The organism is Burkholderia sp. BCC1972 (assembly GCF_905339605.1).
Classification (GTDB): Bacteria; Pseudomonadota; Gammaproteobacteria; order Burkholderiales; family Burkholderiaceae; genus Burkholderia.
The window spans coordinates 21,772-35,879 of record NZ_CAJPGH010000036.1; the positions used below are offsets into that span (position 1 = coordinate 21,772).

Genomic DNA, 14,108 nt, shown 5'->3' on the forward strand with positions numbered 1-14,108 from the left:
ATGCGGGAGCGCGGCCGCGCCGCCCGCATCAGCCTGCCTTCATCCGCCCGGGCAAGAACACCGCGCCGACCAGCGCGGCGCCGAAACTCGCAAGCCAGCACCAGTAGCCGGCTGCATCGAGATGAACCGGCTCGACGGTGCCAGCTTCGTTCACGACGATCTGGTGCTGCGACAGGAAGCTCAGCCCGGACAGCAGCGCGAGCGCGGCCAGCACGGCCGCCTGCACGCGCAGGCGCTTCACGGTCAGCAACCACGCACCGAACACGAGCGGGTTCGCGAGCCACGCATAGATGCCGTCGAGCACGCCCATCCAACCCGTCAGCAGCACCTGCCAGCCGTCGGCCCACGGGTGCGGGTCCGGCGCGCCGACGCGGAACGGCGCGGTGAACATCGCGACGAGATAGAGCAGCATGCTGGCGGCAAGCAGCACGGTGGCCGGGCGGCCCATCGGCGGACGGATGGGCGCGGAGGAAGGCGTCGTCGGGTTCATGGTGGCGTCAGGCGCAGTGTCGCGTCGAAGCGAACGCCTGACGCATCACGCTCAAACGCCTTCAACCAGCACCGCGCGATAGCGCGCGCCCTTGAAACGGTGCTGGACGACAGTCTGGTATTCGGGACCGTGGTACCACGCGTGCGCCGCTTCCTTGGACGGAAACTCGACGATCACGACACCCTCCGGCCCTTCGCCCTCCAGAATTTCCTGAGCGCCGTAAGCGGCCAGCACCTTCACGGGATGACCGGCAAGCGTCGCGCCGACCTTGCTCCCGTAGATGTCGAGTTCGTGCTGGTCCTGTGTGCTTTCCCTGGTAAACACGATGTAGGTTGCCAAGATACGGTCCCCTTGTGCGATGGATGGGAGAAATCGCGTGCGCCGCCGGGCCGGCGGCAGCACGCACCGAGCCGGGACGCCGGCCGGATGGGCGGATTATAGATGTTTGCCGGGAAGCGGTATGTGCGCTCAGACGACGGGCTGCGTACCCGCCAGCGCGGCACCGCGAATCAGCTCCTTGTCCGTCAGAGCCGAGCGGATCACCAGCTGTACATAGCTGTTCGTGTGCCCATACGGCAGGAAAAACCGCTCCATTACCATGGCAAATACCGTCAGACTTGCATCGCGCATCGCCGCTTCGTCGAGAGACAATCCGATCTCGATCCCGCGCACGAACGACGGTTGCTGATTATGCAATGACATCCACCGGATCGCCGGCTTGTAGCCCAGGTCCGTGATGGCGTCGACGCAACGCTGCGCCGACGGTCCGCTCACTGCATGCAGCCGCAAGAGCTCCTTGAGTGCGGGCAGTCCGTCGCGAGTCAGATCGATCGGATGCGACGTCAGCGCGGATAGCACGCGCCACAGCGCGCCGTCGCCGCGCGGCGGCCGAACCGACACAGTCGGTCGGGTCATCAGCTGTATCGGACAATCCACCGTCTTGCCCTCCAGCAGCAGATCGCCCAGCGGATTGCCGATCGGCAATCGGGACGGTAAAGCGCGATTGGTCGCGATCGTCACGACGTCGAGTTGCGGTAGCGCGGATCGCGCAGGACGACCGTCCAATCCGACCAGCGACAGCATCGTTGCGGGCACGGTGCTCTGTCCCGCATCACGATCGTGGAATGCAACCCAGTACAGCCCGGACGGTTCCGCCGACCGCGCGTGACTGAACGCCTGATACGGGGCGACCGGTACGCGCGGCGTCTCGAGTTCGGTCAATGGCTTCCGGTCGTTTCCGTCGATCTCGTCGTTGGCCTTCTCACTCAGATAGACGGCTTCGATCGAATAGACATCGAGTGGGGCATGCGCGGTCAGGGGCGCGGAGGCAACAGGATAAGCCACCGCTCCCGTCAATACGATAGGTGTAGCGGGCCGAGGAAACAGGTTGATGACCGGCGTGCAGAAGAGCTTGAATGCACTCGCGCTCAAAAACCCGAGCATCTGTGCAGCATGCGATTCGGACGACGTGTTTCGCAAGACGACATGCAACGTCAACTCTCTCGCATCGGGTGCGCGCGCAGCTCGACGGACACGACCGATGTCGAGGTCGACGAAGTCGAACATCTCGGGAAACGCGAAGTACTCGAGCAGCGTGCGCACGGCCGATGCATCTCCGTTCGAAGCGGGACTATCCGGCAACAGGCGCTCGTTGTCCGCGAAACCGGCCGACGCGAACGGCACCTTCGACAACGCGAGCCAACGACGGTCGTGATCCACTTCCACGTAAGCTGCTGCGGCGCGCAGCAGCAACGCGTCGACCAGCGATGCGACGAGCGGTCGATCTCCCGTGAGGTGAACGCGCACCGGGCCGTTCGGTATCGCAGCGGTAAACCGGCCGGTTGCCGACCTGAACGCGATCGATACGATACCGGTCGCATCGGCAGGAAGCTTGGCGGACGGCGGCGCGAGCGTGACAGGTGCATACTGCGCGGATGCGATCTGCAGCGGTGTGACCGTCACGTCGTAGACCGAGCGAAAGCGCACGGGTGCCGTGCGTGCATTCAGCGACGTGCCGCGCGGCAGGGTCAGCGGCGCCGTCAGGTGTCCGACCAGCGCGGCCGGTTCGAATCGGGCAATCGCGCACGACGGCACGCCCCGCAGGTAGTGTGGATGAACGACTTCGAGCAGCGCCTCGGTGAATTCCGGAAAATCGTCGGCCAGTTTCGAATCGAGTCGTGCGGCGAGAAACGAGAATGTCTGGACCAGACGTTCAACGTGAAGATCGTCGGTATGTCCGCCTTTTACGCCAAGACGAGCCGCAATCTTCGGATAGCGCGCGGCAAATGCTGCAATGGCCCGGGCAAGCAACCCGAGCTCGTGCTCGTAGTGCGACCGCAGTTCATCCATCCTGCGACAATCCCGGTCGGCCAGACTCAATGAAGGCGGCGGGCCGTTGCGTGCAAGTCTGCTCGCCACGTCGCGAATAATTCAGTGATTCGGCAACGCCATTTTCTTCACGCGTTGTCGCCGTCGATGACGCGTTCCTCATGCGATCTACCATCCGTCTGCTGTGCGTCGCTATTCGATCGAAGAAATCAAACGCGCACCGCATTCCGTCGGATCGTTGTCGAACGCGATCGCCGTGCCGTGATGATTGCGTGTGCTGTTTTCCGGAAGGATCCTGAACTGTCCGCCACATTGCGGACATTCGGTCAGATGCCCTTCCTGCGCGACAGGGACGCCCTGAGCCTTCAGATCGTCGCTCGCGGTAATCACGTGGCCACCGTGGGTGGTCTTGTCATGCAGGCGGATCACCCCGCGCCCGTTTTCGTCTTTCATCGAAGCTCCATCGTCATGCGGTGTGCACCGCCGGCTTGTCGAGCCATGCCGCGGCGTGTTGCTCTCCGTTTGCTTCGCCGGTCCAGCCTTGGGTACGCGCTTTCGGATCGCTCGGATATTCGCCACGCTGCTGGGCGAGGACTGTAGCGCTCCAACCAACCGGAGTGCCCGTGCGGGGTTCCGCATAGGGATCGTCGGGGGAGACCGTCGAGATTTGTTTGATCGTGTCAGGCCATACCGGATCGCGACATGTCGCGTTCGCCAGATAACGCATAGCCGTGAAGACCAAAATCAGCGGCATCATCAACAGGCGTATCGCGACCGGTGCATGCATCCCGAAACCGTACAGCGAGAACAGGAACGATTCACGCAGTGTCTCGCGTTGCGTGTGAAATAGCATCGGCTTCGGCAGGTCATTCGGCCCGTCGTTCATGTACACGCACCAGTAGTTCCATTGTGCGAGTGCCATCTCGACCTCACGTTTTCCCGTCCAATCCCGGCCGATCGAGAACACACGAGTGACGTTGCCGCGGTCGTCGAGAGAATAGTGACGAATGTGAAAAACTGTGCCGAAGGACGTGTCCTCGCGATGCAGGCAGAAGATCGATTCTTCCGTCCAGGGCACCTCCCATACCACGTCACCTTCGCCGGGTCTCGCGAAGAAACGCCGGGTACGCATCGCATACAGTTTGCGTGCCTCACGGTGAAGGCGGATCGGGCGGTAGCGCAGACCGAAGAACAGGCCGCGCCCGAGTTTCCAGACGAGAAAGCCAAATCCCAGAGAAACACATACGGAAAAGGTGTCACCTAATACATCTGCGGCATACGGATATCGAACATTGGTCATCCAATAGATGTACGGACCGATTCCCGTGCATAGAAATGCCAGCACGACACCCGTGACGAACCACTGCTTCTCGAGAAAAGACGGCTCGATAGCGTCCATGTAGGCCGAGTTAATGCTGAACGTCACCCCGAAATCCTGAACGTCAGGGCCAACCGACTGATTGATCAATAGGCGATGAGCCATGTCCCATTCAGGTACTGGCTTGCCTATACACGACTTCATGACTCGTTCGTCCATGGATCAGCCTCTTGCCATGGAATTGAACGCGTTCCGTGCGGTCTCGAGCGATTCGTCATGGTCCCAGACGCCAACTCGGCTGCGTAGGCCCTGCTTGAATTGCATTTGCTTCATCAGAGGGCGCCCGAAGGCGGACCGTCAAGCCACGCCGCAGCATGCCGACCTCCGTCCGATTCTCCGGTCCAGCCGTGGGCTCCCGCTTTCGGACCGTTCGGATACTCACCGCGCTGTTGAGCAAGAACCGTCTCACTCCAACCTACCGGAGTGCCAGCGCGAGGCTCTGCATAGGAATCGTCTGAGGCAACGGCCGAGATCTGTTCGACCGAGTCAGGCCACACCGGATCGCGACATGTCGCGTTCGCCACGTAGCGCATGACCGTGAAAATCAGAATGAGCGGCATCATCAGCAGGCGAATCGAGACGGGTGCATGCATCCCGAAACCGTAAAGCGAGAACAGGAACGATTCACGCAGTGTCTCGCGCTGTGTGTGGAACAGCATAGGCTTCGGCAGACCGTTCGGCCCGTCGTTCATATACGCACACCAGTAGTTCCACTGTGCGAGCGCCATTTCGACCTCGCGTTTCCCGGTCCACTCCCTGCCGATCGAAAACACGTGCGTGACGTTGCCACGCTCGTCGACCGAATAGTGACGAATGTGAAAAACTGTGCCAAAGGACGTGTCCTCGCGATGCAGGCAGAAGATCGATTCTTCCGTCCAGGGCACCTCCCAAACCACGTCACCTTCGCCGGGTCTCGCGAAGAAACGCCGGGTACGCATCGCATACAGCTTGCGTGCCTCCCGGTGAAAGCGGATCGGCCGATAGCGCAACCCAAAAAAAAGGCCGCGCCCGAGTTTCCAGGCGATACCACCAAATACCAGTACAAATGATAAGGCCATTAAATTGGCCACAAACAAGATAGAAGCGGAAGCATCCTCAGTGTGGGTATAGTTGTACAAATATGGCCCATACAATGCAGCCGCAAATACAACAAATACCCCTGTAACAAACCATTGCTTCTCCAGGAATGATGGCTCGATCACATCCATGTAGGTCAAGTTAATCTTAAAGATCGACCCAAAGTCTTGCACGTCGGGACCGACCAATCGATCAATCGACAAGCGATGCCTCAGATCCCACTCCGGCACTGGGTTCCCGATACATTTTTTCATTACTCGCTCGTCCACGTATCAGCCTCTTGTCACGGAATTGAACAAGTTCCATGCGGTCTCGAGCGATTCGTCATAGTCCCAGACGCCCGCTCGACTGCGTAAACCCGCTTGAATCGCATTCGCTTCATCAGAGGGTGCGCGAAGGCGGACCGTCAAGCCACGCCGCAGCATGCCGCTCTCCGTCCGATTCTCCGGTCCAGCCGTGGGCTCCCGCTTTCGGATCGTTCGGATACTCGCCGCGCTGTTGAGCAAGAACCGTCTCACTCCAACCTACCGGAGTGCCAGCGCGAGGCTCTGCATAGGGATCATCGGAGGCAACGGCCGAGATCTGTTCGACCGAGTCAGGCCACACCGGATCGCGGCATGTCGCATTCGCCACGTAGCGCATGACCGTGAAAGTCAGAATGAGCGGCATCATCAGCAGGCGAATCGAGACGGGTGCACGCATCCCGAAACCGTACAGCGAGAACAGGAACGATTCACGCAGTGTTTCACGCTGTGTGTGGAACAGCATCGGCTTCGGCAGACCGTTCGGCCCGTCATTCATATACGCACACCAGTAGTTCCACTGTGCGAGCGCCATTTCTACCTCGCGTTTCCCGGTCCACTCCCTGCCAATCGAAAACACGCGCGTGACGTTGCCACGCTCGTCGACCGAATAGTGACGAATGTGAAAAACTGTGCCGAAGGACGTGTCCTCGCGATGCAGGCAGAAGATCGATTCTTCCGTCCAAGGCACCTCCCACACCACGTCACCTTCGCCGGGTCTCGCGAAGAAACGCCGGGTACGCATCGCATACAGCTTGCGTGCCTCACGGTGAAGGCGGATCGGGCGGTAGCGCAGTCCGAAGAACAGGCCGCGTCCGAGTTTCCAGACAATCGTGCCAAAAATAGCAATCGCCGCAACGGCCAGGCAGTTCAGAACGAAGTCGCCTGACGATCCATTCGCGTGAGTAACAGCATAAATATATGGGCCCAAACCCATGCATAGGAAAGCCAACACAACACCAGTGGCAAACCACTGCTTTTCGAGGAAAGACGGTTCGATTACATCCATGTAGATTGAATTGATACCGAACGTCGATCCGAAATCCTGAACGTCCGGTCCCATTGACCGGATTACTGATAAGCGGTGAGCCATGTCCCACTCAGGTACCGGCTTACCGACGCACTGCGTCATTACTCTTTCATCCATGTATCAGCCTCCTGCCGCTGAACTAAACGCCTTGAGCTCAGCCTCGAGTGAATCGTAGTGCTCACTCTTGCTGAATTTGCAGCGCGATACCCAGTCCTTCAGAGCTGACGCCTTGAAAACTGCGATCGCGATACCCACCAAGATGGAAAGAATCAGGGCCGGCCAGAAAAGCGGAAGACTAAAGAACGCTGCGACAGCAACATATGCTCCAAGCAGTCCGCTAGCAACATAAAGCCTCGTAAGGCCTTTTTCTCCGTTGTTCCATGCCTCGGGAACATTCTTGAAGATGTCATACCCCGCCAGCATCAACCCCGCACCAGCACCCAAACCACGCCCAACTACCGCCCCCACGCCCGCCCATTTCCCCGCCCACCCCTTCATCAAATAAGCCGACAGCGGATGGGCCGGCGCCTTCAACGCCGTTTCGGACGAGTATTCGATCACACTCCCGACGACCGCAATGACGGCACCGACAGACTTCAAGGCGGTTTCACCCTCATTGAACTGATCGCTGCCGTGCCAATCCTTTGCGGCAAGCAAAAGCGCCGCCATTTGGAAGATCACGGTCGCGACACCCAGGTTGAAGTCGGTCGATGACCCCAGCCATTTCTTCGCCGCATCGACTCCCGGCACGCGCACCGCCTTGATTGCACCAGCATCCAGCTTCCCGTTCCGGACCAGCGCATCGACATCCATCTCGTACATCACGACATTGGGATCGACCGGCGGCGCCGTTCGCATGACCTGCTTCCCGACCTGGGTCGCCGATGCGCGCTGCTCGGTTCGATTGCCGTCCAGTTTGGCACCCAGCACTCGCGCCTGCTGCAACGCCCAGTCGCGAATCGCGAGTTTGCTGACTTGAGACGGCTTGAGCCGGACACCGGCCTGAATCGAGAGTCGGATCGTCACGAAACCCAGTGCCACGCCCCGTGTGCCTTTCGTGAGCACCCCAACGATATGATTGCCGGTCGTGACGATCAACCGATCACGCAGATTGGCCGAATTGCCAAGCTTCTCGATCTTCTTGAATGCTTCCTTGTAAAGATTCAGGAATTGCTCGTACTGGATATCCGAGTTGTGCACCTGCGCATCCGCGGCCTTCATCAACGCGTCCTGGTTGAACAGCAGCGCGCGTACATACAGATTCCGGACATTCGCGGCCTGCCCGTTCAGCCACTCGTCGAGCACTTTCGTGCAAGCCTCGGTGCCGACCGCCGCACCGATGACCTGTGCGCACGACTCGCTGTACGCGTAGCCGCTGCGCAAATCGTTGGAATCGTGGACCCCAGCCATCCATTCGGCGAGCAACGGCGATTTCAGCCAGTCGGCATGCGCTTGCACCAGCGGCAACCATTTCGGTTTGAACGCATCGAGCGCCTGCTGATATTCCTGAGGGAACCGCTTCAGCGCCTCTTCGTCGAGCACGCTGGTCCGCTTGCCGTCGGGTCCCACTTTGGTCGCCGCGTCCTCCCATGCATCGTTCGCCGCTTCGTCCTGGGTAGCCGGAATATTCTCGGCCTTGCGCGAGACCTCCTTTGTCGCCTGATCCAGGTCGCCTGTCTTGATCCAGGCCCGTACCAGGTTATACAGCCCAGCCGCATCGGGAATACCACGCTGACCGGCCTTCATGTTCGCGATGTTGGCATCCGCGACGGTTTTCGATACGCCATACGTGAAGCCTGTCACTGCCTTGGCGTTGGCACGGATGCCGGCTTCGGCACGCTCAAGCAGCTGTGCCGACGTCCATTTCCAGTACATCTGCTCGTCGAAGCCGTTGTTCAGGTTCGGGACCGTCAACTCGGCCAGGTCGTTCGTGATCCCGACGGGATCGTTGACCGCCACGACGAACCCCTTCTTCCCCGGCGACGCCGCCATGGCTTCGCCGATTCGTTTCGCGACGTCCTTGCGGCGCTGCTGTATTTCGCTTTTCGGATCGCGATTGCTGAAATCGAACGCGACCTTCATTGCCGCTTCGTCCATCGCAAGGTGCGCGATCTTGCCGCGCGTCGCCTCGAACTCACCGGTATCGGCAGCGCTACCTGCAACCATCGCGGGAATGTCGATGCACTGCATGTGCTGCTTCCGCCACGCGGGCCCCGCCTGTGCGTCGAGCGCCTTGTCGATCAATGCCTTGGTCCACAACACGTTCGACCAGCCGATCCACAATTTGGTCGCTTCGTCGCTGCCGGGCGTGTGCTCTACGTCGATGCAGCGGCCGAGCGCCTCAAAGCGAAAATCACCGTTGTATGCGCATCCTTGAGTCTGTATCTTGTCCGCTCCCGCCGACGGTGGCGTCGAGCCAGGCGGAAAGCTCCACAACATGCCATTGTCCAGCGCCATGTATGCGCGGAGCCGCCGGCGCTTCTCGTCGAACGTATACAGGTAGCCCGGTCGAAGCGCGCGCAGCGTATATTTGGCGGTGCCAATCGCTTGCGGTGCGCGACTGTCGATCTTGAAATTTCCCGACAATGCAGGGGCTTTCGCCGTACCGCGCGGGCTGGCGACCGCGTAGCGCACGGGATAGATCAACACCGACTGACGATCACATAAGGGGCAAGTCGCCATTTCCGGCTCCTTCAGCGTTAGGCATGTCGCGAATGGCGCGAGGTTTCAAGGGAAGCGAAGTCATCGGGTGTGAAGCGCATCACAATTTCAGGCCAGGTGATCTCGCCAGCGGCAAGGAGCGGCCATCCATCGACGAGTATCGGATGCCGTTCGAATGCCGGCCCATACTTCACGCAATGCCATGCGTAGTCCGTCAGCGCGTCGCCATCGGCAAGCCCGTACCGCATCGCATCGCTCAAAATCCTGTCAAGCTCGGACGGAAGACGGGCTGCGTCGTCAACAGATGACACCGGCAATCGATTGACGACTTGCGTCACGACCTCGCTTCGGTTCACGCGCAGCCACTGTTCGGCGGTCGGCCAGGCCGGTGCATGCGCTTCGAGCACGTCAGCGACGGTGCCCGGCCCTCGAAACGCCCACTGATGCCCGGCCCATGCAAACTGCCATGTCCTGATCGGACCGAGCAAAGCCTGCTTCTGCGAGGGTTCGAGAACCGTCAGCGTCAGGGCCAATACACGTGGATCGTAGTAACGCCAGAACACGGATTGGCCGTCAGCACCCGGGCCAACGAGATAGCGGGCAACGTGCTCGGCCACCTCGTCGATGCCGCCGTCACTGTCGAGCCATGCACACACGACGGGCGGTCGTTCGGCGTAAGGCTCAGCCCGCCAGACCTCGGTCGCTGCAGCACGGGCCTGCTCATCGAGCACGGCGACGTCGATCAGCCTCGGCATCAATTCCTCGCGGTGCGCCAGCGCACGTGGCGTACACGAACGCATGTCCAGTTCGGCAAGTTCGGGAGCCTCGACGAGCGTCGCGGGCTCGACCAGCAGAAACCCGTGCGTCAAGGGTTCGGACAATCCGGTCGCCGCTTGCATCGGCAAAATCGTCGATTTCATCGAGGCTATGACAGCGAGACTGCAGCACTACCGGCCTGCGCCGCGCCGTTTGACAGCGATGAACAGAGATCGGCACCGGGGAATTGCGCGGGAACACTCTGCGGCCCCACTGTGTCGTGACTACCGGCGTGGACCCTGTTCTCGCCTGGTGTATAGCCGACGATACCTTTCGCGCTGACCTCAAATTGACTGTTTCCCGCGGTCAGACGAATACCCTGTTTCGCGGTGATATTGATCCAGTCTGTTGTGCTGATGATCGACATCACCTTCTTTGCCAGTAACTCGAGCTCGTCGTTCTGAGCCTGGATCTGAACCTTGCCGCTGGCAGCGATCAGCTTCATACCCATCTTGTGCACGAACAGCGAAAACTTGTCGGAAACGCTTGCCAGGATCGATTTGCCGGCCGCAACCGACAGCGTGTCGCCAGCTGTCACGGCGACGTGCTGTCCGCCGGTCACGTGGACCGTACCCGGCGTCGTGACGGCGATGCCAGCCGCCCCGGCCAGCAGCAGTTGCGCCTCGTCCAGCTCGGGGAAACTTCCATCCCCGCGGCTCGCGCTTGCTCCCGCGCCCTGAATGCCGTCGACTTGCGACTGGAGTGCGTCTGCAATCCGGAACTGATCGGCACCGTTCTCCTGAGCCTGGTGATGCTGCGCCAGTTTGCCGAGTTGCCCGTGCAGTGTCTGTGCCTTTGCCAGGCGCACCGCCGGCTCACCAACATCCGAAAGATGTCCCTTCGCCATCGGACGCATCTCAGTGCTGATGACCATCCCCTTGCCGGACCGGATCGCGCCCACTTCATCGGTGCGTAGCTCGAAACCCTCTCCTCGCGCATCCTGTCGGCCTTGCCAGTCCTCGATACGGGTAATCTTGCCCAGCGAAAGCTGGCTCGACGCATGATCGGATCGCAACTGCGCCTGAATGGCATTCGCGGTATCGTCGAAAATCAGATGGTTACTCCGGCCCACCGATGCATTCCCGTCAGCGCCGCTGAGCTCCCTGCTGCGAATACCCATCAGCGCGCTTTGCTCAGGCAGCTTCCACGACGGCTGATTGCGTGCATTCATCACGCGACCCGTGATGATCGGATGGTCCGGATTCCCATCTAGCCATTGCACGATCACCTCGGACCCGATCCGCGGCAACGCCGCAATCCCCTGGCTGCCGCCGGACCAGCCACTAGCCACGCGTACCCACGTCGTGTACCTGCCCTCGCGATCCCAGTGAAACTGAATGAGAACGCGGCCATGTTCGTCGGTGTGAATGCTGGTTCCCGACTGACCGACTACGGTAGCCGTTTGAGGCGCGAGGATCCGGGTATCGACGCTGTTGAACCGACGCCCCGGCCGCCATGGCGTTGCCTTGCGAACGCACGTGAACTCATTGCGATATTCCGCCGGCACGCCGGTGTCGGCCAGATAATTGTTCGTCGCGACGTGACGCACCGACACGATCAGATATTCGTCGTCCTGCTGATTGCGGCTCAACGCCGATCCATAATGGTCGGTCAACCGGAACCACCGGCCCGGCATCACGAAGCGGCTATTGCCCTTCGCTTCGAACCGCTTGATCGTCGCACCGATTTCCTCCATGCGACGATTCGCGATCTGGTAGCCGTGCTCCATGTTCCGGTAACCGTATGCACCCACATACTCGTTCCATTCCAGTATCGGCAGCGCGGCATCCGGCTGTGGCAGGCTAGTCTGAACGTGGGTGGGAGTCGGCGCTTTGAAGTCGAAACGGGAAAATTCGGCGTGATTCGGAGCGGTATGCTGGCATGCGGACCAACTCACGATACTGTCCGCCTCCTCCGCCCCCATGCCGTTGTGGAAGCGGATCTCGCGAGCCTTGCCGTCGATTTCCGGCGCGGCGCGGGTGGGGTCGGAAACAACCAGCTTGTGCGAATCGGCCGTATGCTCGTACCAGTAGACAAGGCCCGCGTGCTCCCAGCGTCGATGGACGTAGTTGTGATCGTCTTCATCGAACTGACAAGCCATCGTCATCCGTGGATCGTCTTCCCTGACTTGCCATGTCCAGTCCGGCAACGCACCGTAGTTCTGAAAAACCGTTGCGGTCTGGTCGTGCAGATTCTGGTCGAGAAACAACCGATTATGCTGGCCGAACTTGAGATAGCGAAGCCACGGCCCGATCACTGCTTCGTAGAACGCACAACCACCATCCGTTTTGACGTGCCGGAACGTAAAAATATGGCCGTTGAAGTACCGATAGCTACCGTCTTTGCGCAGCAAGCGGACGGTCACTCGTCTGCCGATGAAATCCTTCGGCTCGAGCAGCGCGTTGTCAGACAGGATTTCGATTCTGAACTGGAAATCCCGAGACAGCGATTCCGTCCCCTCAATACCGTTCAACAGCAGAAGCCGGTAAGGCGCTTCGTCGTGGAACGTCAACTGCAGCAGGCGGCGGTGCTGGGATTCGAGCGCCAGCCTTCTCAGATCTTGTGCTGAATTGGACATGGTTGTTCTTCGGTATCCCTCGGATCCGGCATTCTATAATGTTTTTGTAATATTTTAGAATGCATTCGGAAAGAATTAGATGCCGATCCGGTCAGTCCATGACTGCAGCGCATCACGCGCCCGCAGCAGGCGCAAGGGAATGTCAACGATTGAAACGCTAGCCGCGTCCCCGCGATTCAACACGAGATAGAACAGCATGCTGGCCGCGGGCAGCGCGGTGGCCGCGCAACCCATCGGCCGATTGATGGACGCGGGAAGGATGTTGCGGGGTTCTTGGTGGCGACGCGGACGGGTGATCTGCCGCGATTTGATCTGCGGCTGAGTCTCGCGCGGCTCGACGCGGCCGCGCACCGGGCACCTGACGATCGGTTTCGTCAGCGCCGCGCTGTTCGACACGCTGCCGCGCGCGATCCGAAAGCACCGCCGTGCATCAGACCAGCGTCGCAGTCGCCTGCATCGCCAGCCAGCCTTCGCGATCCTTCGCCCACAGCTCGATCGTGCTGCCGTCGTCCGACGGCTTGCCGCACAGCATGAACGGCTCGCCGTCGAAGATCGGGCGCACCGCGCGGAACGCGAAGCTCGCGAGCGTCGCGCCCGGCCGTTCGCGATGCACGAGATCGACGAGCAGCGTCGCAATCAGCGGGCCGTGCACGACGAGCCCCGGATAGCCTTCTTCCTGCGTCACGTAGTTGCGGTCGTAGTGGATGCGGTGGCCGTTGAAGGTCAGCGCCGAGTAACGGAACAGCATCACGGCGTCGGCCGTGACGGTGCGCGCCCACGTTTCGCCCGCGGGTGCCGCGACCGGCTTCTGCACCGGCGCGCCCGGCTGCGGCGCGTCGCGATAGACGATGTCGTGCTCCTCCTCGACGCACAGCGCGCCGTCGGATTCGATCCGGTGCTGCACCGTCACGAACACGAGCCGCCCGCTGCGGCCCGTCTTGTCCTCGATGTTCGCGATCGTCGATTCGCGCGTCGCACGCCGCCCGGCGCGCAGCGGCGCATGAAACGTCAGCCGGCCGCCGGCCCACATGCGGCGCGGCAGCGGTACAGGCGGCAGGAAGCCGCCGCGCTTCGGGTGGCCGTCAGGGCCGACCTCGGCCAGCGGCGCGACGGGCAGGAAGTACAGCCAGTGCCACATCGGCGGCACGACGTCGCGGGGCGACGGACGGTCGAGCGTGGCGGCCAGCGCGTTCAGCGGGAACGCGGTGATGTCGTCGCCGAGCGTTTCGGTCTTGCCGAGCCACGCGTCGAGTGACGCGGGGGCGGCGGGCTGCAAGGATGAGTTCGACACTGATGGAGTCTCCGGTACGCTGGCAATGTCCCAAATATGCACGCCGCACACCGTTTCGCGAAGTCGGCATTGCCGAACCGAGGCTTCGAATTTGCTTGACGCATGCGGCCTTGCGTGTCCTGCCCGACGATTTTCGTCTGACCATTCAATATAGCCG

Annotated in this window: 12 protein-coding genes; all 12 read right to left on the reverse strand. The window is 60.9% G+C overall.

What is annotated here, in order from left to right; genetic code table 11:
• Nucleotides 1–28 precede the first annotated feature (28 nt).
• Nucleotides 29–490, reverse strand: coding sequence for a hypothetical protein (locus U5798_RS33435; RefSeq protein WP_322084500.1), 462 nt, complete (start codon nt 488–490; stop codon nt 29–31).
• Between the two features lie 51 nt (nt 491–541).
• Nucleotides 542–829: a DUF1330 domain-containing protein gene (locus U5798_RS33440; protein ID WP_124456700.1), complete on the reverse strand. Its 288-nt coding sequence runs from the start codon at nt 827–829 to the stop codon at nt 542–544.
• A gap of 129 nt (nt 830–958) precedes the next feature.
• Nucleotides 959–2,839, reverse strand: a complete 1,881-nt coding sequence (tssF, locus tag U5798_RS33445) for a type VI secretion system baseplate subunit TssF (RefSeq protein WP_322084501.1) — start codon at nt 2,837–2,839, stop codon at nt 959–961.
• A gap of 171 nt (nt 2,840–3,010) precedes the next feature.
• Nucleotides 3,011–3,271 carry a PAAR domain-containing protein gene (locus U5798_RS33450; protein ID WP_322084502.1) on the reverse strand — a complete coding sequence of 87 codons (261 nt, stop codon included), beginning with the start codon at nt 3,269–3,271 and terminating at the stop codon, nt 3,011–3,013.
• Between the two features lie 13 nt (nt 3,272–3,284).
• Nucleotides 3,285–4,355 carry a DUF6708 domain-containing protein gene (locus tag U5798_RS33455; RefSeq protein ID WP_322084503.1) on the reverse strand — a complete coding sequence of 357 codons (1,071 nt, stop codon included), beginning with the start codon at nt 4,353–4,355 and terminating at the stop codon, nt 3,285–3,287.
• Between the two features lie 113 nt (nt 4,356–4,468).
• Nucleotides 4,469–5,527, reverse strand: a complete 1,059-nt coding sequence (locus tag U5798_RS33460) for a DUF6708 domain-containing protein (protein ID WP_322084504.1) — start codon at nt 5,525–5,527, stop codon at nt 4,469–4,471.
• Between the two features lie 127 nt (nt 5,528–5,654).
• Entirely contained in the window at nt 5,655–6,722 is a 1,068-nt protein-coding gene (locus U5798_RS33465; protein ID WP_322084505.1) for a DUF6708 domain-containing protein, read from the reverse strand.
• 3 nt (nt 6,723–6,725) lie between these two features.
• Nucleotides 6,726–9,287, reverse strand: coding sequence for a T6SS effector BTH_I2691 family protein (locus U5798_RS33470; protein ID WP_322084506.1), 2,562 nt, complete (start codon nt 9,285–9,287; stop codon nt 6,726–6,728).
• 17 nt (nt 9,288–9,304) lie between these two features.
• Entirely contained in the window at nt 9,305–10,186 is an 882-nt protein-coding gene (locus U5798_RS33475) for a DUF4123 domain-containing protein (protein WP_322084507.1), read from the reverse strand.
• Between the two features lie 5 nt (nt 10,187–10,191).
• The gene (locus tag U5798_RS33480) at nt 10,192–12,660 is read right to left on the reverse strand and encodes a type VI secretion system Vgr family protein (protein ID WP_322084508.1); all 2,469 of its coding nucleotides are present in this window, start codon (nt 12,658–12,660) and stop codon (nt 10,192–10,194) included.
• 75 nt (nt 12,661–12,735) lie between these two features.
• Nucleotides 12,736–13,056 (reverse strand): hypothetical protein, encoded by a 321-nt coding sequence (locus tag U5798_RS33485; RefSeq protein ID WP_322084509.1) that lies wholly within the window; start codon nt 13,054–13,056, stop codon nt 12,736–12,738.
• A 34-nt stretch (nt 13,057–13,090) separates the two neighbouring features.
• Nucleotides 13,091–13,951 (reverse strand): FAS1-like dehydratase domain-containing protein, encoded by an 861-nt coding sequence (locus U5798_RS33490; protein WP_322084510.1) that lies wholly within the window; start codon nt 13,949–13,951, stop codon nt 13,091–13,093.
• Nucleotides 13,952–14,108 lie beyond the last annotated feature (157 nt).